The organism is Paenibacillus sp. J22R67 (assembly GCF_059692175.1).
The window spans coordinates 1,007,561-1,027,971 of sequence record NZ_JCAUAX010000002.1; the positions used below are offsets into that span (position 1 = coordinate 1,007,561).

General features: G+C 45.1%; 22 protein-coding genes and 1 pseudogene. 1 reads left to right on the top strand and 22 read right to left on the bottom strand.

The window, feature by feature from the left end; translation table 11 throughout:
* Nucleotides 1-94: 94 nt before the first annotated feature.
* The 22 genes and pseudogenes from rpoD to rsgA all read right to left on the bottom strand — a co-directional run bounded on the left by rpoD (nucleotide 95) and on the right by rsgA (nucleotide 18,270).
* On the bottom strand, nucleotides 95-1,210 hold the full coding sequence (gene rpoD / locus AC58VC_RS10855; RefSeq protein WP_127451881.1) for an RNA polymerase sigma factor RpoD: 1,116 nt from the start codon (nucleotides 1,208-1,210) through the stop codon (nucleotides 95-97).
* A 37-nt stretch (nucleotides 1,211-1,247) separates the two neighbouring features.
* On the bottom strand, nucleotides 1,248-3,095 hold the full coding sequence (gene dnaG, locus AC58VC_RS10860; protein ID WP_497368769.1) for a DNA primase: 1,848 nt from the start codon (nucleotides 3,093-3,095) through the stop codon (nucleotides 1,248-1,250).
* Nucleotides 3,096-3,144: 49 nt separating this feature from the next.
* On the bottom strand, nucleotides 3,145-3,609 hold the full coding sequence (locus AC58VC_RS10865) for a YaiI/YqxD family protein (protein ID WP_497369017.1): 465 nt from the start codon (nucleotides 3,607-3,609) through the stop codon (nucleotides 3,145-3,147).
* 93 nt (nucleotides 3,610-3,702) lie between these two features.
* A complete protein-coding gene (locus tag AC58VC_RS10870) occupies nucleotides 3,703-4,518 on the bottom strand; it encodes a pyruvate, water dikinase regulatory protein (protein ID WP_145656981.1) in 816 nt (271 codons plus the stop codon).
* A 183-nt stretch (nucleotides 4,519-4,701) separates the two neighbouring features.
* Nucleotides 4,702-5,451, bottom strand: coding sequence for a DNA repair protein RecO (recO, locus tag AC58VC_RS10875; protein ID WP_497368770.1), 750 nt, complete (start codon nucleotides 5,449-5,451; stop codon nucleotides 4,702-4,704).
* A gap of 46 nt (nucleotides 5,452-5,497) precedes the next feature.
* On the bottom strand, nucleotides 5,498-5,650 hold the full coding sequence (locus tag AC58VC_RS10880; RefSeq protein ID WP_127451872.1) for a YqzL family protein: 153 nt from the start codon (nucleotides 5,648-5,650) through the stop codon (nucleotides 5,498-5,500).
* 96 nt (nucleotides 5,651-5,746) lie between these two features.
* Nucleotides 5,747-6,646, bottom strand: coding sequence for a GTPase Era (era, locus tag AC58VC_RS10885; protein WP_161406093.1), 900 nt, complete (start codon nucleotides 6,644-6,646; stop codon nucleotides 5,747-5,749).
* 6 nt (nucleotides 6,647-6,652) lie between these two features.
* A pseudogene (locus tag AC58VC_RS10890) lies at nucleotides 6,653-7,084 on the bottom strand (cytidine deaminase); the annotation flags it as partial.
* A gap of 13 nt (nucleotides 7,085-7,097) precedes the next feature.
* Entirely contained in the window at nucleotides 7,098-7,802 is a 705-nt protein-coding gene (locus AC58VC_RS10895) for a diacylglycerol kinase family protein (protein ID WP_497368771.1), read from the bottom strand.
* Complete coding sequence (ybeY, locus tag AC58VC_RS10900) at nucleotides 7,802-8,329, bottom strand: rRNA maturation RNase YbeY (RefSeq protein ID WP_497369018.1); 528 nt, start codon at nucleotides 8,327-8,329, stop codon at nucleotides 7,802-7,804. Before ybeY ends, AC58VC_RS10895 begins: the two co-directional genes overlap by 1 nt.
* Before the next feature lie 33 nt (nucleotides 8,330-8,362).
* Nucleotides 8,363-10,591, bottom strand: coding sequence for an HD family phosphohydrolase (locus AC58VC_RS10905; RefSeq protein ID WP_497368772.1), 2,229 nt, complete (start codon nucleotides 10,589-10,591; stop codon nucleotides 8,363-8,365).
* Between the two features lie 40 nt (nucleotides 10,592-10,631).
* Nucleotides 10,632-11,597, bottom strand: a complete 966-nt coding sequence (locus tag AC58VC_RS10910; RefSeq protein ID WP_497368773.1) for a PhoH family protein — start codon at nucleotides 11,595-11,597, stop codon at nucleotides 10,632-10,634.
* A 6-nt stretch (nucleotides 11,598-11,603) separates the two neighbouring features.
* Complete coding sequence (gene yqfD / locus AC58VC_RS10915; protein WP_497368774.1) at nucleotides 11,604-12,797, bottom strand: sporulation protein YqfD; 1,194 nt, start codon at nucleotides 12,795-12,797, stop codon at nucleotides 11,604-11,606.
* 28 nt (nucleotides 12,798-12,825) lie between these two features.
* On the bottom strand, nucleotides 12,826-13,104 hold the full coding sequence (gene yqfC / locus AC58VC_RS10920; RefSeq protein WP_157321660.1) for a sporulation protein YqfC: 279 nt from the start codon (nucleotides 13,102-13,104) through the stop codon (nucleotides 12,826-12,828).
* 157 nt (nucleotides 13,105-13,261) lie between these two features.
* Entirely contained in the window at nucleotides 13,262-13,720 is a 459-nt protein-coding gene (locus AC58VC_RS10925) for a YqfB family membrane protein (RefSeq protein WP_497368775.1), read from the bottom strand.
* A 16-nt stretch (nucleotides 13,721-13,736) separates the two neighbouring features.
* On the bottom strand, nucleotides 13,737-14,729 hold the full coding sequence (gene floA / locus AC58VC_RS10930; protein ID WP_497368776.1) for a flotillin-like protein FloA: 993 nt from the start codon (nucleotides 14,727-14,729) through the stop codon (nucleotides 13,737-13,739).
* Nucleotides 14,730-14,741: 12 nt separating this feature from the next.
* Nucleotides 14,742-15,413, bottom strand: a complete 672-nt coding sequence (locus AC58VC_RS10935; RefSeq protein ID WP_497368777.1) for an NfeD family protein — start codon at nucleotides 15,411-15,413, stop codon at nucleotides 14,742-14,744.
* 140 nt (nucleotides 15,414-15,553) lie between these two features.
* Nucleotides 15,554-15,997 carry a GatB/YqeY domain-containing protein gene (locus tag AC58VC_RS10940; protein ID WP_497368778.1) on the bottom strand — a complete coding sequence of 148 codons (444 nt, stop codon included), beginning with the start codon at nucleotides 15,995-15,997 and terminating at the stop codon, nucleotides 15,554-15,556.
* An 8-nt stretch (nucleotides 15,998-16,005) separates the two neighbouring features.
* Nucleotides 16,006-16,179: a 30S ribosomal protein S21 gene (gene rpsU, locus AC58VC_RS10945; protein WP_029195880.1), complete on the bottom strand. Its 174-nt coding sequence runs from the start codon at nucleotides 16,177-16,179 to the stop codon at nucleotides 16,006-16,008.
* Nucleotides 16,180-16,292: 113 nt separating this feature from the next.
* Entirely contained in the window at nucleotides 16,293-16,643 is a 351-nt protein-coding gene (locus AC58VC_RS10950; RefSeq protein ID WP_497368779.1) for a histidine triad nucleotide-binding protein, read from the bottom strand.
* Nucleotides 16,644-16,806: 163 nt separating this feature from the next.
* A complete protein-coding gene (locus tag AC58VC_RS10955) occupies nucleotides 16,807-17,124 on the bottom strand; it encodes a hypothetical protein (RefSeq protein ID WP_497368780.1) in 318 nt (105 codons plus the stop codon).
* Nucleotides 17,125-17,208: 84 nt separating this feature from the next.
* Entirely contained in the window at nucleotides 17,209-18,270 is a 1,062-nt protein-coding gene (gene rsgA, locus AC58VC_RS10960; protein ID WP_497368781.1) for a ribosome small subunit-dependent GTPase A, read from the bottom strand.
* A 190-nt stretch (nucleotides 18,271-18,460) separates the two neighbouring features.
* Between rsgA and AC58VC_RS10965 the strand changes: the two genes are divergently transcribed.
* Nucleotides 18,461-20,383 carry an FAD-dependent oxidoreductase gene (locus tag AC58VC_RS10965; protein ID WP_497368782.1) on the top strand — a complete coding sequence of 641 codons (1,923 nt, stop codon included), beginning with the start codon at nucleotides 18,461-18,463 and terminating at the stop codon, nucleotides 20,381-20,383.
* Nucleotides 20,384-20,411 lie beyond the last annotated feature (28 nt).

Here is a 20,411-nt window from a genome sequence, read left to right on the forward strand (position 1 = left end):
TACTACTTTATCGGTGATTTCATGCTTAGGTTTTAGTAGTTCTTTTCAAATAAAAAAGACCCCGCCGAAACTGGCAGGGCCCTCTCACAGCGATTTATTCCAAGAAATCCTTCAGGCGTTTACTACGGCTAGGATGTCTCAATTTGCGCAAAGCTTTTGCTTCAATTTGACGAATCCGTTCACGTGTAACACCGAATACTTTCCCTACTTCTTCTAGTGTGCGTGTGCGGCCATCATCAAGACCGAAACGTAAGCGAAGCACATTTTCTTCTCTCTCAGTCAACGTATCTAATACGTCCTCTAGTTGTTCTTTCAGAAGTTCATAAGCAGCAGCATCTGCCGGCGCTAGCGCTTCTTGGTCTTCAATGAAATCTCCCAAATGCGAGTCATCTTCTTCACCAATTGGTGTTTCCAAGGATACAGGCTCTTGTGCGATTTTCATAATTTCACGTACTTTATCCGTACTTAAGTCCATCTCTTTTGCAATTTCTTCTGGTGTTGGTTCGCGCCCCAGTTCTTGCAGCAATTGACGGGAAACACGAATCAATTTGTTGATGGTTTCGACCATATGTACAGGAATACGAATCGTTCTCGCTTGGTCTGCAATCGCGCGTGTAATGGCTTGACGAATCCACCAAGTTGCATACGTAGAGAACTTGTAACCTTTCGTGTGGTCAAACTTCTCAACAGCTTTAATGAGTCCCATATTTCCTTCTTGGATCAAATCCAAGAACAACATGCCGCGGCCTACATATCTTTTGGCAATACTTACAACGAGTCTTAGGTTCGCTTCTGCCAAGCGTCGCTTCGCCTCTTCGTCCCCGTTCTCAATCCGTTTGGCTAAACCAACTTCATCTTCCGCAGAAAGAAGAGGCACACGACCAATTTCTTTCAAATACATCCGAACTGGATCATTAATCTTAATCCCTGGCGGCAAAGCCAGATCATCATCGAAGTTAAATTCATCGCGATCATTTTCTTCAGGATTCATGGAATCGTCATCCGATTCATTCCCTACATCGATACCTTGCTCCGATAGCTGCTCAAAAAACTCATCGATTTGCTCAGGATCCTGATCGAAGGGAGCTAATTTCTCCATAATATCCTTGTAAGTTAGTGAAGACCGCTTTTTACCTTGCTCTATAAGCTGGTCTTTCACCTGGTCCAAGGTCAACTCTGTCTCTAGTTCTGTACGCTGATCATTCGCCATAGTACGGACTCCCTCCTCCCTAGTCAATTCAGTAGCTCTACGTTGACTTCAATCGTTTTTCTAGGGCGATAATTTCAACTGCAATTTGTGCTGCTCGAAGATGGTCGCCTTCGCGCTCCGCGCGAACACGTTCTTCTTTCTTACGTTCAATCTCTTCTTGCATTGGAACTTTACGAATTTGGCGAATATAGTCGTCAATCACTTGTTCGTTGATTCCATGACCCGCTCCCATCATAACGATGGAACTGGCCAAGCTCTCCAGCTGTTCGTCTTGCAGCATGGCAATGTATCGGCTTGCATCCGGCTCAGCATTCTGAGCGTAGTAAGCATATAAATAAGCAGCTAAGACTGCGTGAGCTTCAACGTTGAATTGATCTCCTAACTGTTCTTCAACATGTGCGCAAACATCGCGATCATGCATCATAACAGCCAAAATCAATCGTTCAGCATTGTGATAAGCTGGCAAAAGCGAAGGCGTTTTCTTGCGTGTTCGTTCCGCTGTTCTCCCATTATTCATAACATTATTCCACAGAATTGGTTTATTATCCCCATCCGGTCGGTTTTTTTCCGATTGCAGCAAGATTTCGTGAAGGTCTAACTTCATCGCCTCATATGAGGAATCTGGGAATTCAGAAGCCAACTGCTTCAAGTAATGTTCGCGTTCCATCGGAGAGTGTAGTTCACTAATTAACTTCACAGCGGATTGCAGATAACGAAGTCGGTCACCGTCCTCATGCAACTTAAAATTTTTGCGGATGTACAAAAGCTTATATTTCATCGATGGTACGGCAGGTTCAATAATCTCCCGCACGAATCGGTCAAAACCATATTGTTTTACGTAATCATCAGGGTCCTTACCATCCGGCAGCATCGCTACGGTAACTCGGCTTCCTGTCTCTTCTAGGATCGGAATACTTTTGAAAGCAGCCGACTGTCCTGCATTATCGCCATCATAACATACGACGATTTGGTCGGCGTTGCGGTTCAGCAGCGCCGCGTGTTCTTTCGTTAGTGCAGTCCCCATCGTGGCGACCCCATTGTTAATCCCTGCTTCCCAAGCTTTGATGACATCTACATAGCCTTCAAAAAGGACCGCTTGCTGCAGTTTTCGCATATTAGGTCTAGCCAAGTGAAGATTGTACATGGTTCTGCTTTTATTAAAAAGAGTAGACTCGGGACTATTGAGATACTTGGGCTGAGCATCGCCCATTGATCTCCCGCCAAACGCAATTACCTTGCCGGCAGCATCGCAAATGGGGAACATGATGCGCTCCCTGAATTTATCCACGTAGCCAGATCCTTCGTGTTTGGCCGAAATTAATCCGCCTTTTTCCATTAGCGTAAGATCGAACTCTCGTTTCACGAGTTGCTGGACTAACGTATCCCACATCGCAGGGGCATAACCGATTTGAAACGTATCGATCAGCTTATCAGAAATTCCTCTTGAAGCCAAATACCCTTTAGCCACTTTGCCTTGCTCTGTATTGCCTAAGATATAATGATAAAGTTTAGCTGCAAAGTCATAAGCTTTCAGCAGGGTTACTTTCTCTTGCTGCTGTTCGTTCTGTTCCTCGGACGCTTCTTCCCACGTTATGGGGATATCCGCTTCTTCCGCTAGCTTAGTAATGGCTTCTGAGAAACTTAGGCCTTCTATTTCCATGACGAAACGAATTAAATTCCCGCCTACATTGCACCCGAAGCAACGATATATTTGTTTTTCCGGCGTGACTGTGAATGAAGGACTTTTTTCTGAATGGAAAGGACATAGCCCTTTCATATAATGCCCTTGTTTACTCAAATGTACGTGCCTGCCAATCACATCAACGATGTCATGGCGTTTCAGTACAGCCTCAATGACCTCTTCAGGTATGCGTCCGTACCTCATGTTATTTCCACCCACAATTCAGGTCGCTTTTCCGACTAAGTACTATTCGCTATTCAATTTCGATTTCCTGCAATTTTTTTAAAAGTTTTGTCAAACCATGTAGAAAATATTTACGATCCTCGTCTGTAAAGGGTTTTGGACCCTTCGAATGCTTGCCCGATCTTCGCATTTTTGCTGAAGTATGACGACGATCCAATAAGAAATCTATCGAGCTGTCCGTATATTCCTGACCTCGATTCGTCAAACAATACGAGCCTTTCGCTAACCCAAGCGCTGCGAGACCGAAATCCTGCGTCACCAAAATATCACCAGATTTAATTTGATTGGCGATGTACAAATCAACGGATTGATCGGAGCGATCCACTTGCACGACCTTAACGCCTGGATTCTCTTTCATTCGATGATCAAACGAAGCAACTAGCACAACTTGTACACCGAACTGCCTACCTGCTTCTTCTATTTCAGTTTTAACGGGACAAGCATCGGCATCAACGATTATATTTCTCGTACCCATTCGGTTCAGCCCACGCCCTTTTTTCACGAAATCTCACCGTACTATTATATACGATGAACTTCTAAAAAATCCTGCAAGTAGAAACATAAAACCTTATTGAACCCGTTCAATATGATCCATTACCAAACTTGCCGTTTCCTCAACAGCGCGATTTGAGACATCGAAGATCACACAACCGATTTTGCTCATAATTTTGTCAGCAAAAGCCAGTTCTATTTTTATACGTTCCACATTCGCATAGGTTGCATTTTCTGCAAGTCCGAGTGTGCGAAGCCGTTCTTGGCGAATAACATTCAACTTATCCGGATCGATCCGAAGTCCGATTATTTTATCCTTTGCAACGGTATAGATAGCAGCAGGAGGCTGCATCTCTGGCACTAAAGGTACGTTAGCCACTTTAAACCTTTTGTGGGCTAAATACATGGATAAAGGAGTTTTGGATGTGCGGGACACGCCAAGTAGGATGATATCTGCTTTTTGAATACCGCTAAAGTCCCGGCCATCATCATATTTAACGGCAAATTCAACCGCCTCAACCTTTTTAAAATAGTCCTCATCGAGCGGATGAATCATACCTGGCTGTCTACGCGGCTCTTGGCGCAGCGCCTGCCCTAAAGTGTTCACCACAGGTCCAAGAAGATCAATATGCGGGATACCGTGCTCTTTGGCTTTGGCAATAAGATCGTCACGCAATTCCGGTATGACCAAGGTAAAGACAACGATACCGCCATGAATGCGAATCGCATTAATCACTTTATCGATGCCTTCGATATCATGGATAAATGGCGCTCTTACAATCTCCACAGGAACCGGATGAAATTGCATGGCAGCAGCGCGTACAACAGACTCCCCTGTTTCCCCAACAGAGTCAGAAACGACATAAACCCGAGTAGGTAATGGATGATCCATTTTCCTATAGCCCCTTTCAACCATATCAGCAGGGACTAGGCCCTACATTAGCATTTGTATGTAAAGTAGATTTGAACAGAACATAAGCATAAAAAAACTCACCGATATGCGGACAGCACAAAGGCGAGGTGTTTTCCACCACATCATATCAAAGCGAACAACACATGTCAAATTAGACCAAGTTCATATATTGTATTTTTCCATTTGTTCGATAAAGTCTCTTGATTTCCATTTCACTCCGATATGTATATCCATATAAGTCCTCATACATGTTTTAAGCTGCGTTTTCGTTTCATCCTTGACCTGAACAGCGCCGAGTCTGCGCATATCCATGCGCGGGAATAATTTAAGCAGCTTGAGCGCGCCTTCCCCAACACGAATTGCGACGGTATCCTTATAACGACATCTGTTGCACAGAGTTCCGCCCATGGAAGGGCTGAAGTGAGTGATGTCCGTGGTTTCGCCGCAAGAAACGCAAGCGTCCGTAACAGGCAGATAACCAGCTAACTCAAACATTTTCATTTCATAGAGGTGAACAACGATTTGCATATCCTTGCCCTCTTCAATCGCCATTAAACCTGCTTTGAGCTGTTCAAACAGATACGTGCTGCCTTCTTCATCACCTAGCATGCGGTCCGTCATTTCGGCCAAATAAGAGGCATGCGCAGACATGTGCAAATCTTCTCGCAACGCGTGATGAGCTTCGACAATTTCCGCAGAATTCAATGATCCCATCTGACCACGAGTTTTAAAAAAAACAAAATCGCCGTACGTAAAAAGCTGCGTAACGGCGGCATGTCTACTTTTCACTTTCTTCGCACCCCGAGCCATGACTCCAACCTTACCTAGCTCGGGGGTGAACAGACTAATGATCTTGTTCCCCTCTCCATAGTCCATACTACGGAGTACGATCCCCTGTACACTACGCAGCAAATGATTTCCCCCATGTGTGCCGCTCTGAGTTTACGAAATTGTTCACTTACAAATTCAGACCTTCGAGCGGCTCTTCATTACTTTGATCCTCTTCCTGTACATCCGTGTCCATGCCGGGTTGCCCGGTAACTTGTTTGTACAAAAGGTAGGCGTCTACATCACCGGTCTTTGAAAAATACGTCCACGAAAAGTCTTTCATGTTCAGCATCCTCCCCATCGAACGTGATGTTCATAGGATGTGCAGAGAAAGCTTCTCTATGCGGACAAATAACTGGAACACTTAGGAAATCTCAAATTAATCGTGTCGGAAGCCTAGATCCTTCAGCACTCTGTCTTGATTTCTCCAGTCTTTCTTCACCTTTACCCAAAGTTCTAAAAAGGTTTTGGAGCCAAGCAGTGTTTCAATATCCCTACGGGCTTGCCTGCCGATTTCTTTGAGCAAGCTTCCTTGTTTGCCAATTACGATACCTTTCTGGGAATCGCGTTCAACAAAGATAACCGCTGAAATATGCACAACACCATTAGGTTCAACACGCATATCCTCGATTTGGACAGCAATGGAATGCGGGATTTCTTCGCGGGTCAAATGCAGTATTTTCTCGCGAACAAGCTCCGCGCACACGAACTGCTCTGGATGATCAGTAATCTGATCGGCTGGATAGTACTGAGGTCCTTCAGGCAAATATTTAATAATTTGCTCTAAAAGTGTCGTTACGTTATTGCCTTTAAGCGCGGAAACGGGTACTATTTCTGCAAAATTATATAGATCTTTGTACTGGGTAATGATAGCAAGCAGAGCTTCTGGCTGTACAAGGTCAATTTTGTTTAATACCAAAATAACCGGTGTTTCAACGTGCTTTAACTGTTCAATAATATATCTGTCGCCGCCGCCAATTCCATCAACCACATCAACAAGGAAAAGCACAGCATCTACCTCTCCAAGGGTGCCATGAGCAACTTTACTCATATAATCACCTAATTTGGAAGTCGGTTTGTGAATTCCCGGCGTATCCAAGAAGACGATCTGGCCATTTGCTGACGTATAGACACCATGAATCTTGTTTCTAGTTGTTTGAGGCTTGTCAGACATGATGGCGATTTTTTGTCCGATGATTTGGTTCATTAGCGTTGATTTCCCAACGTTCGGACGTCCGATGATTGCGACAAAGCCTGATTTAAATTCTTTTTTAGCCACTTCTAATTATCCTCCATTTGAATGCAAATCTTTCGTTGTAAAAGCGCCAGGCAATAAAGCGGAAACCGTTGTTTCTGCAAAATCTCCTTTGAGATTACCTAGATAAACCGGCATATCCGGCCCGCATAACTCAACCAGTACCTGCCGGCATACGCCGCAAGGCGAAATCGGGGCTTCCGTATCGCCCATGACGGCAATGGCTCGGAAGGAACCTGCTTTGTGCCCGTCTGCAATTGCGCGGAAAAGCGCAGTTCGCTCAGCACAGTTCGTAGGTCCATATGCGGCATTCTCCACATTACAGCCGTAATGAACATGACCATCCGCATCCAGTAAAGCCGCGCCAACGTTAAAATGGGAATATGGCGTATAGGCTCTCTTCATCGCTTCTTTAGCGTGTTGAATGAGTTCTTGTTGATTCATGGCCATCATCCTTCTTTCTGTATTAGTAACGTTATAACATGTTTAGACAGGATAAAGCTAGGATTGTGACAACTGTGCCAATAAGTGCGCCTAGAAAAAGCGCAGGAAAAGGACGGGTCTTTTTGTCGTACAGCATAATAAATATAAGTGCAGCGAGCGTATAAGCAAGCAGCGCAACAATTGTCTGCGAGACGAATATGACAATAACTGTGGATATTGAGAAAGCTATCGCCGTCAATAAACTTGGGCGAACTAGCTTCCCTTTGTCCGAGAAACGTGTTTCGATAACAATGACGGTCAAAATAACCAAGGAGATAAGTATCCAAATCGTCCCTGCGGATACCTGCGTATCCTGCGTCCTAGATTCACGTAGAAGCTGATCAATCGGTTCATAGAAAACAATCATCCCAACGATGACTGCAAAACCTGCAGACACCAAGACGGACGCCGCAGCGACGTCCTTTGCGATTTTGGCTAACGGATGGCGTTCTGGCATCGCCAGGTCCACCGTCTTTTCCACAGCCGTATTGATCAGCTCTGTAACAATCATTAAGGTGACGGCTAACAAGATAAATAGGATATCCGTTTTGGGCAATCGTGCAAACAAAGCAGCCAACAAAACAAGAAAAGCAACGCAAAAATGGAATTTCATATTGCGCTGCGTATCTAAGGCATATTTGATTCCTTCGTAGGCATACCGGAAGCTTCTGCGCCATTTACGGAAGCCGTTTGTCATTAGCGGGTTAAACCTGCCTTCTGCAAAATGTCCTCCTGCTTAGCAAACATAATCTTCTCTTCGTCTTCGCTTTGGTGATCGTATCCAATTAAATGCAAGAATCCATGAACGAACAAGAAGCCAAGTTCCCGCTCTACGGAATGTCCATAGTCTTCAGCCTGAGCAATTGCGCGCGGTACCGAAATAATAATATCCCCAAGCGGTTCAATGAATGCTTCAGACACCGTCTCATCATCGTCAGGTCCTTCAGCGCTATTCAGCTCATTATCTTCATAATTAATCTGAATCTCATCTTCGCCAAACTCGGTCATGGCAAAAGACAGCACATCTGTTGGTTTATCCAGATCGCGATACTGCTTGTTTAGCTCTTGGATCGCTTCATCATCGACGAACGTAAGGGCAACTTCACCAGCTGTAACGCCTTCAAGCTCGCCGGCTAACCGCAGCAGCTCCTCGATTTTCTCTATAAAAGCTGGCGTGATATCTTTCACTTCCTGCTCGCTGCTCCACTCTAGCGTTAAATCCATACTTGCCATATACGGCACCCTCCTGTCAATTCTTTATGTCCCTGTTTTCTTAGGCGACAGTTCGTTTGGATACTCAATCCTCGCATGAAAAATACCAAGCAAGGTCTCATTCAATGTTTTGGCGATTTTATCCAATTCCTTTAGAGTGATGTCACATTCATTGAATTGACCATCGTCTAACCTGGATTTGATGATTTTGTGCACCATGGAATCAATCTGCTCCAAAGTCGGATTGCGCAGTGAACGAACGGCTGCCTCAACACTGTCAGCAATCCCTACAATAGCGGCTTCCTTCGACTGGGCTTTAGGCCCTGTATAACGGAAGTCCTCTTCGCGGATTTCCTTCTCACTGCCTTCTTCTTCGGCTTGTTTCACCGCTTTATGATAGAAAAAGTGCAGCAGCGTTGTACCGTGGTGCTGTTCGGCAATATCTCTGATCGCTTTGGGCATCTTAAAATCTTTAAGCATCTCAACGCCATCACGCGGATGGGCGATAATGATGGATTTACTTAAATTCGGATCGATGCGATCATGCGGATTCTCAATATTGGTCTGATTTTCGATAAAATAACTCGGACGTTTGGTCTTACCGATATCGTGATAATAAGAGCCGACCCTGCAGAGAAGCCCGTCTGCGCCGATGGACTCAGCAGCCGCCTCTGATAAATTACCAACCATGACACTGTGATGGTACGTTCCCGGAGTCTCCGTAAGCAGTTTCCGCAGCAAGGGATGATTCGGGTTCGAAAGCTCCACCAATTTCAGTGGAGAAAGAATTCCGAAGGCAACCTCGAAGAACGGAAGCAAGCCAATAACGAAGACAACGGTTAACAATCCACCGGCAGCGGCAAAAGAAAGAGACATGATCGCTTCGCGCTGCTGAAAATGATCTTCCATAAGCAGCATGGATGTGATCGTAAGCATCGCGAAAAAGGCAATCATTAAGCCAGCTTTCAAGATCGTAGCACGCTGACTAGCTCGTTGAATCGTGAATACAGCACTGAAACAAATAACCAAGGACACTAACCCGTACCGGAAGTCAAAAAGAAGCGTATGCTCCGCATTAAAAATAATACTTGCCATTAGAGAGAATAAGACCGATGAAATAAAAGCCAGCGGTGCATCCAATAAAATGGCAATCAGAATACTTCCTAATGCAGTGGGAGCTAGATAACCGATAAACGGATAGTCCAAGTTCTGGACAAGTGAGATGATTTTCATACACGTGATATTAATTAAAAAAATCAAGATCAGCATCAGAAGCTGAGAATTATTGTATTTAATCGCAAGCAGGCTCTGCCGGACGAACATAGAAACGACAAAAGACAATAAGGCGGAGAGGATCACTAAACCAATTTGCGGCAAGTGATTCGCTTTGCTTTTGAGCAATTCCAGTTTGTCCAATCTTGCATAAATCTCTTCGGTGATGACATCCCCAACCTTGACAAGCACATCATTTTTGTTGATGTACACCGGTTTAACATTCTCCCTAGCTTGTCCTTTGGCATCATCCGTACCCTTCTGATCAAAGAACTTATTCGGTGTGATGACTGCCCGGGCAATCTCTGTAACCATTTCTCGCATCGTATTCTTAGCCAAGTTCGAAGTGTTCACCATTTCGGCGACTTTGGCCCTTGCCGTCTGAGCGTCAAGAATTTGATCGTTCATCAGTTTCGTAACGATATCCTTGGTTACAGGACGCATGGCCGTCAAGTCTTCTTTGGTCAACCTTGGAAGCTTGAAGTAAGACTCCTCAGGCAGCGGATACTGCTGCTCAGCTAGACCCTGTTGGATCTGCTCAATCAGTGTTTCATTGTACTGACCGCTTGTGCTGAGCGACTTGATCGACTGATTTTCCAAATCACTGATTAACTGAGGAATCACACGACGGAAAATGCTTACTTTATCATCGAACTTCACTTCTTCATCTGCATTAATTTGTAATAATTTATCATAAATGGCGTCAATCATCGTATCATTTTTGAGATTTACGATGCGATAAACAGGCTGAACCCGCTTGGCCGCATCTTCTTTCGCTTGTTCCGTCGCTATAGCGTTCTCAATTTGTCTTGGCGCATAGATCGTTGTTTCACTGGTTGTTCCTAACTCAATGTCATAAACCTGAGGAACGAGCTTTGCATAAAGAGATATATAGAAAACTAAAGCCAGCAAGAGAAACAACAGTATTCGAATTCCGGTACTGTATTTCCATCCGTTCAGCTGGTAATGAAATTTACCTTTCATTTGCACTTCATTTTTCATCACGGAAGGTCATTCCTCTCTACCTGACAAACCAGCACAGTTACTTATCCTTTTCAGCATTGTAGGCCACAATGATTTTCTGAACGAGTGAATGTCTCACAACGTCCTGCTCATCAAAGTAAATAAAGCCAAGCTCCTCAATTCCATCGAGAATTCGAGCAGCTTCTACAAGTCCTGACGATTTGCCGCGTGGCAAATCAATTTGTGTCACGTCACCGGTAATGACCATCTTGGATCCGAAACCGAGCCGTGTCAGAAACATTTTCATTTGTTCAGGTGTCGTATTTTGGGCTTCATCCAGAATAATAAATGAATCGTCCAAGGTTCTCCCGCGCATATACGCTAGAGGAGCAATCTCAATCAGTCCACGTTCTAATGATTTCGCTACCTGATCAGGTCCCAGGACATCATTAAGAGCATCATACAATGGGCGCAAATAGGGGTCAACTTTTTCCTGTAGATCGCCAGGCAAAAAGCCCAGGCTTTCTCCTGCCTCAACAGCTGGCCGCGTTAAAACGATCCTTTTGACAGCGCCTTCTTTCAGACGCGTAACCGCGAGTACGACAGCCAAATACGTTTTGCCTGTGCCCGCAGGTCCAATTCCAAAAACGATATCTTTCTTCTTAATCGTCTCTACGTATTTCCGCTGTCCAATCGTTTTGACGCGAATCGGTTTACCACGATGTGTTGTCGTAATCTCACCTTTGAACAAATCTAGCAATTGATCCGCTTTCATCTGCTTAGCGAGCTCAACGGCATACAGTACATCCCGCTCTGTCAACGTGTAGTTATTGCGGATGAGCTGCAGAAGAACCTCAAAAAGCTGCTGAAGCGAATTCACTTCCGCAGCCGGACCTTGAATCGTTATTTCGGCTTCACGCGTAAAAATTTGCGCGTTAATCTCTCTCTCAATCACATGCAGAAATTTGTCCTGGGGACCAAACAATGCCAGCCCTTCGGCTGGGTTTTTCAATGTTAGCTTGACGGATTGTGCGTTTTCTACCAACAGGTCTCATTCTCCTCGTATGACAATTGGTTGCTCTTCGGCGATATTTTCTTCGACTTCAAAATGCACGTCTATATAAATTTTACCATTCTCTGATTTTTCATGCAAAATTTTTTCACCTGCGACTCTAGCATCAGGCCCTGCAGCCCCGAGCAGCTTCGCTCTAGCTTGCTCCAGGCCTGTCTTTTTAGCGATCGCAGGATCTATAGGTTCTTCTACGACTTCAACTTCCATAACCTTTTCATGCAACCAGCCGATAGGTAGCGTGAAAGAACGCCAGGCCAGTGTTTTACGCTCTGGAATCGTTTCAAAATGCTCAAAACCTAACTTCCCATAGCCGCTTACTTGTAAAGCTCTCGTACCGAAAACAAAATAATTACGATTAGTTGCCTCTCCCGTATATGCTTTATAGGTTTTCGTAAGCGGGGATTCAATTCGGGAGGTATACCAAACAATACCTCTTACCTTGCCACTCGCAACGACCACTTGACTGTTCTGCTCATCTCCGATCGTACCCGAAATAAGCACGTCCCCTTTTTTCACATACGTATTTGGCTTCACCATCGGTTTCCCTTTATCGGATAAAATCTCTGTGACAAGCGCATTTTTTGCAGCAACTAGATTCCGCGGATTCTTGAGATCCTGTTTATCCGGTATCGTCGCTTCAACGACTTTAATCGTGATATGTGTACCGCGTATCTCAACACCAACCCATGCAGTTCCTGGCAGCATGCCCTGGATCTCCCGCGATAGATCCTCAGCCTTTTTCAGCCTGAATTTCCACTGATACACATGTATGCCTTGTTTGGAGGCTGCCTGTAATATTTCCGCTTCTGAGATGCGGTCATTGCCCTCCACCGTGATTTGCCAGACTAGGGAGGTCAATAGGTATATTCCAATAATAAACGCAGCTATTCCGCCCAGAAAAACCTTCCTACGCCCCAATCTTTCCATAAAAAAAGGAAGCCCGTACCGCTCTAGTACATGCATCCGGCAGCCTGTCCGTTTGAGCAGCGGCTTAAGTTTGAAGAAATCTTTAATCAGAATATTAAGCTCTAGCTTGCCATCCTTGGTAGCTTGAATATCCCAAATGGAGAACGCTTTCTCCATCATGGGATTAATCAACCTTTCACACCCATTCCCCCGAATTTGAATGCGCACATACCCGCGCAAACGGGCAATGAACATCGATTGTTTCATAACCCTGCACCCCTTCCCAGTCGTTCATCTATGGCATGTATCTGACATCGTCGATCAAGCCTTCAATAAAAACTTCCTCTGAGAGAATGGCTCGAATGACCAAGTTTTTACCGAACACTTCTAGCGTCCCTTTTGTTAATTCAAGCTTTAGGTTTTCACTGGAAAAATGGAGTACGCCCCGGTGATTCTCCACATAAAGCTGCACGTTGCCAATCATCGTGATGCGCGGCAAGTCCTGCACCACATCCTGGGGAAGATCCAGAATTTTGGCCGTGAACTGGTTCCATTTGCGGCTCAAGCGACGCATAGCTGGGCACTACCCCCTCTAACTAGATGATCATAACGACAGAAAAGTCGCATAGCTTTCTACCAAATTATGCGGTTTGCACCGGATTTATGTGAAAAAACTGGAAAACAAAAAGCGCCTTTCCGATTGCTCGAAGTGGCGCCTGCTATTGTGGCTATTATTTGCGATAAGGCTTTTTCGACCTTGGAGGACCAAGAATTTCAGCCCACACAACTCCTTGCAGAAGCTGGTCTTGACTAGGTGACTCTGGAAAAGGGCTTGCGAGTGTAAGATCGCCTGCATAGACAGGTGAGCTATCTAAATTCCCCTGCTTAGGGGAACCGAAAGGAGAGACTTTCTTCTTTGGATTAGACGCTGCGTTGTGCGCGGCGCTAGAACGACCGAATTCGTCTCGTAAGCTTCCGAGTGGTTGGGTTGACTCAACTACCTTCCGCTCCAGTTCCCTTGCCTCAGGACGCCGCTGAGCTTGGCTAGGCGGCTCACCAAATGTGGGCATGCCCATTCTCGTCGCTTTTTGACTCGCTCGCCGCCCTTTGTTCTGAAGTTGATACAGAAAGGTTATCGCAATAATGACTAAATACCAATGTTTAAATATAAATTCAATGAGCTGTTCCACGCAATCACCTCATGGGCTAGGAGTCTTTCTCGCTCTTGCCATCATTAACTTTACCGAGCGTTGAGCGCATTTGAGTGTCTGCTTCAATATTTTTGAGATTCATATAGTCCATGACGCCGAGTTTGCCGCTGCGCAGTGCTTCTGACATGGCAAGAGGCACTTGCGATTCCGATTCAACAACTTTGGCGCGCATCTCTACGACCTTAGCCTTCATCTCTTGCTCGGCCGCAACCGCCATTGCACGTCTTTCTTCGGCTTTCGCCTGAGCGATACGTTTATCGGCCTCTGCTTGTTCTGTTTGCAGATGTGCACCGATGTTTTTCCCAACATCTACGTCTGCAATATCGATGGACAGGATTTCAAAAGCCGTTCCGGCGTCCAAACCTTTGCCTAGAACAGTTCGGGAGATCAGATCCGGATTCTCCAAAACGTCCTTATGCGAGTCGCTGGAACCAACTGTAGTGACAATCCCCTCGCCGACGCGAGCAATAATCGTTTCTTCCCCGGCGCCGCCGACCAAACGCTCAATATTAGCGCGTACCGTCACTCTCGCAATAACCTTGACTTCAATCCCGTTCTTAGCAACCGCAGAAACGTTCGGAGTTTCAATCACTCGCGGATTAACGCTCATTTGTACAGCTAGCAGCACATCACGGCCCGCCAAGTCGATAGCTGCCGCACGTTCAAACTCCAAATTGATTTTGGCCCGGTGAGCCGCGATCAAGGCATTAACGACTCTGTCCACATTACCGCCGGCAAGGAAGTGACTTTCCAATTGATTAATGCTTAAATCCAGACCGGCTTTGGTCGCTTTGATCATTGGGTTCACGATTCTGCTTGGTGTAACACGGCGCAGCCTCATTGCAATTAAAGTAATAATACTGATACGCACCCCAGATGCAAGCGCAGAAATCCACAACATGACCGGAACAACACTGAGCAGTATCGAAAGCACAATAATGATGATAGCCGCAAGCAGTACTAAATAGAGCCCTGGTTCAATATTCATTCATTTGTCCTCCTAAGAATTAGTAGCCTGATTAGCTTCAATCTCTCTAACAACAATACGAGCCCCTTCAACGTCTACAACAATAATTTCCTTCGCATTCGAAATAAAGCTCCCGTTCGTCACGACATCCACACGTTCTCCTTGAATGATCGCAGTGCCAGCAGGCCTAAGTGGCGTAACCGATTGCCCTGTAAGCCCTATTAAATGCGTTCTGTCTGGGCTTGAGGTAAAGCCCTTGTCCGTTGTTAACTGCTCCTTCAAAATAAATCGATTCCATACGCCGCGGTGTTTAAATGTCTTAATGGCAAAGGCAATGACAACGATGGCTACGAGCAACGCTATTCCCAGCATGACCGCGGCATCCATAGGGTTCGAAGAAGCGAGCAGCACCCCGCCAAAAAGGCATATGGCACCCAGCACACTAAGAATCCCAAAGCTAGGAACGACCAGTTCCAAGATAAGAAGCACTAACCCGATGCCAAACACGGCCAAATCGCCGAACCCAGCAAATCCCGCCAAATAAAACCCAAGAAAATATAGTCCAAAACCAGCGACGCCTGCTAATGCAAGTAAACCGCTGCTGAAAAAAAGAAGTTCTAAAGCGATTCCAATAATGCCGACCATCAACAACACGGTCGCTGTAATTGGATGGGTCAGAAAGGCCGATAAGTTTTCTGCAAACATCATCTTTCACTCCTTTCCTGATTCTTCCTTATCATTAATATGTACGTCATATGCCATAAACTGTTTCGTTTTGCAGGAAAATAAAAAGACCGAGAGGATATCATATCCGCTCGGTCTTGTCATACTAACATATTTAAGTATTATCCCAATAATTGTTGGACCAACTGATTAAGAAGTTTCCCATCAGCGCGTCCTTTAACCTGAGGCATCAATGCCGTCATCACTTTGCCCATATCCGCTTTGGAAGAAGCACCAATTTGCTGGATGGTCTGCTGTACAATGGCTTTCACTTCTTCCTCAGAAAGCTGTTGCGGCATGTACTCAGCTAGAATGACAAGTTCAGCCTTCAGGCTCTCGGCCAGATCATCTCTGCCGGCCTTCGTAAATTCTTGGAGGGAATCCTTACGCTGTTTGATTTCACGAGTTAGTACGTCAAGCACTTCATTGTCATCTAAGGATCTTTTCAGATCTATCTCAGAATTCTTAATTGTTGATCTAACCATTCGAATTACAGAGAGTTTGAACTTGTCCTGACTCTTCATCGCTTGCTTCATATCTTCGTTCAATCGATCGCTTAAGCTCATATTGCCTCCTAGAACTTTCTCTTGCGAGCAGCCTCAGATTTAAGCTTACGCTTAACGCTAGGCTTGTCATAATGTTTACGTTTCTTAACTTCTGCTAGAATGCCATCCTTAGCGATGGAACGCTTAAAGCGACGAAGTGCAGCATCTATAGTTTCGTTCTTACGAACTCGAGTTTCTGACAACAGATTTCCCTCCCTCCGAACAGACCATCTAGGATCAAACGGTTCATCAAATCTCATTATAGGTGATAGTAATTAGGGTGTCAATCGAATAGTTAGGTTTTTAAAAGTTGACCCTAATTATGAACCCCTAAAGGAGCTAAACGCGCCCCGCCCATCAAGTGATAATGGATATGGTGAACAATTTGTCCAGCATTTGCACCAACATTGGTGATGACTCGATAACCTGACTCTTCAATGTCTAGTTCTCTAGCAATTTGCGCGGCAGCCGCTTGCACTTGCCCAATAGTAGACCAGTCTTCCGCTTGGGCGTCAGCTAATGATACGATGTGCTTTTTGGGAATGATAAGTACATGGATCGGCGAGGCTGGTTGGATGTCGTGAAAAGCTAGAATTTCGTCGTTCTCGAACACTTTTTTCGAGGGCAGTTCCCCCGCAACAATTTTGCAAAAAATACAATCACTCATAAATGGGCTAGTCCCTCCACTTTCTTAAAAATCTATGCTTTTAATTTTATCGGAAATGCGCGAAAAAATCCAACCCAATCCGTCCTATTCCAAGGAACAATAGCAAAAAAAAGAAACCCCACCGTCAAACGGAGAGATTTCTTAACAAGAAATTGGTTTTCTATTAATAATAAGGAAGCAATGACAAAGCTAGTAAACCAGCTAATGGCAGGACTTGCCTTGCAAATCTTCGACGTCCAAATCCATATCCATATCCATATCCAGGATACGGGTAGCCATAATACGGATAAGGATAACCTCCGTAGGGCAGGAATGCTCTCATCTGTTCATGATCCATACCGCCGATTGGCACAGCTAAGTATAAATTGTCATCATCCACATTCTCGACAATGCCGTCATAAACAGCTCCGCTTGTCATCGTTACACTGACATAACGGTACATATGTTTTTTGCAAATCTCATGAATTTCGGGATGTTTCATGGGCTCATGCCTCCTTTTTTCTACAGCATATTCAGCTCTAGGCAAAAGGCTACTTCACACGCATGATTGATTTCCAAAAACATCTTAGCGATTAATCTGGCTCTTCAAAGACTGATGAATCTTCTTCCATTTCGCCTTTTCGGCAGCTTGAAGACCTTTATCTTCTTTGCGCGCCAAATAAGCAAGCTCCTTCTGCAATTTCACATAGTTGTTAAAACGTTCTTGCGGAAGTGTGCCTTCCTCCAGAGCACCTTTGACAGCGCATTTCGGTTCATTCTCATGCTTGCAATCTTGGAAATAACATTGCTGCGCAAGCTCCTCAATGTCTTGGAAAGACGTGCTCAAACCCTCGGATGCATCCCAAAGCTGCAGTTCGCGCATGCCAGGCGTGTCGATCAGGATACCTCCTCCAGGCAGCGTAATCAGCTCACGGTGGGTCGTTGTATGCTTACCTTTGTCATCGCCTTCACGGATATCTCCCGTTTCCAAAATTTCTTTCCCATAAATGCGGTTCACCAAGGTTGATTTGCCCACACCAGAAGATCCGAGCAGCGCGACTGTTTGACCAGGTGTCACATACGCAGCCAATTCTGCAAGTCCTCTGTTTTCGGCAGAGCTGATGATATGAATAGGCACGCCCACGGCAACAGCCGCGGCCTCAGCCGCAAGTGCTTCCGGATCCTCGCATAAGTCCGCTTTGCTGAGGATAATAACGGGATTAGCACCGCTTTCCCAAGCCAATACCAAGTACCGTTCAATACGCCGAACATTAAAATCCAGATTTAGCGCTGTAACCAGAAATACAGTATCCACGTTTGTAGCTACAATTTGCTCTTCTGTGACTTGACCGGCAACTTTCCGGGAAAACTTACTCTTACGCGGCAGAACAGCATGGATGGTTGCTCGCTGCTCCTCTTCGCGCACGGAGACAACAACCCAATCGCCAACAGCGGGATAGTCTTCGCGGCGAACAGCAAGATGTCGCATCTTCCCTGAAACCTCTGCTAGTGCTTCACCGGATTCTGTTTGAACGCGGTACATATGTTTATGTTCCAAGGACACCCGTCCAGCTTGGTACCCTTCTTCAAGGTAAGGTTCGAACGCTTTTTCAAAAAACAAATTCCAGCCTAATTCTTCTTTAGTCAAGTGTTAAATTCATCCTCTCATGTGGTTCTAATAAGAAGTATAGACTACGTATATCACCATCACACGGTAAACAATTGTTTAGATTATTTTTTCCTGCGAACAATTTATACATCGGTCAATTCACATGTAGACTATCGGTCTAATTTTGCATATAATAGAAATAAATCGATGGTTGGAATGGAGTGACCGGATGAGCCAATTCATGAGGGCCACCACCCGCAAAAAGCGTGATGTCATGATGGACGTCGCCTTATCGATGTTTATGGAAAAAGGCTACGAGAACGTATCTGTTGACGACATCATCTCAGCAACGGGGACTTCCAAAGGAACTTTTTACCATTATTTCAAAAGTAAAGACGCCATCATTGCTGACCTTTACAGCAAACAGATCCAACTGATTCAAGAATGGGTAAAAATGCCTCCTTCCAAGGTGCAATCGCTTGAAGGACATATTAATCGCTTATTTTTAGACTTAGCGTCTAACATTCGCGTTATACCTCTTCTAATTCGAAGTTTACAAGCCTTATCCTTACAAAATGAAACCGTAAAAACGGAAGAACAGCGCCAGTTAAATGTACTCTCTGAGAGCTTGCTGCATTGGCTGCCTGAACCGAAAAAAGTAGAACTGCTCGTATGCATGTATAACGGCACGATTCGAACTTGGTGCAATCAAGAGCACACTGATTTAGTCGATATGATGAAAAACAACTTAGCTTGGATGTGGGTGGGCATTCGTGTAAACGAGCCTTACGCACCGCTGCAGGTAGAACCAGTCCCCAAGGAGGAACACAAAATGAAAGTAGCTATTATTGGTGGAGGCTTAGCCGGATTAACTGCTGCCGCTTATTTATCGGAGAACCCGCATATCGAAGGTATTCTTTTTGAGCGCAGTCCGCAGCTTGGTGGCCGTGCATTTACTTATGAGAAAGCAGGATTCACACTCAACTACGGCGCACATGCCATTTATGGAATAGATCGTCACACCATTACGAACATGGAGCGAGAACTAGGATTGTCTTTCTCATCCAAGCAAGTAGATAAACGGAAAGTCGTTTATGCGAAGCACAATCAACTTACTACCGCGCCACTAGATGCCATCAACCTCCTAAAAACGGATTTACTTAGCACGGCGCAAAAAGTTCGATTCGTTGGTGAAATTGCCGCCATTATCGCAAACATCCATAACCTAAAAAATTATGCTACCCTAGCTGATTATCTTGCTGAATCCAATGCGGACGAGGATGTTAAAGAACTATGGGAACATCTTGTTTGCTCCAACTTTTTCATCACCCCTGAAGATGCACGCAATGTGTCCGGTGCGGTGATCAGCGAGTACTACCATAACCTGTTCCTTTCTTCGAAGCCGGTTAACTATATTCTTGGAAGCTGGGCCGTCATCACCAACCAGCTTAAACAAAAACTCACAACATCAGGCAGATGGGAAATCGCTATTCAAGAAGGCGTAGAGAGCCTGCGTTATGCAGACCGGAAATTCGTGCTTCAAACGAAAAACCGCGAAGAATCCTTTGATAAAGTGATTTTCGCAATGCCGGTACAGCAAGTCGTCAAATTGTTGAAAGGCACGGCATGGGAGCCATTCTTGGCACCTTATGAATCCAACACAGCTACTGAAGTTATGGTATACGACGTAGGACTTAGCAAGGTTGTTGCAAGACCGTTTAGCTATATTAGCGACATGGATAACAAGCTATTCATCAGTGATGTTTCCGCAACGGATCACACGCTAGTGCCTGAAGGCGGGCAACTGCTGCAGGGTATCGCCTACTTGAGCGATCAATTCGAAAGCGATGAACAACGCAAAGCCTATCTCGAAAGTAAAAACACGCAGATGGAAGCTTTGTTCGATAAGCATTACCCAGGCTGGCGCGATGTTACCGCGGTGAAAAGGGTGTCCAAGAAAGCGATGGTATCCAGCGTGAAAAACATTTCGACCAATCATCTTCTTCCTATACGCGTCGAAAATGTGCCTTTCTACTTCTGCGGTGACGGTTGTACGGGCAAAGGCGAGCTCGCAGAACGCGCATTCTCAAGCGCACGCACGGCTGCCCTGTCGGTTGTTCAAGAAGTACAGCAAGCACTTCAAAATGTATAAGGTTTTAAAATTAAAAACGGCTCCAACT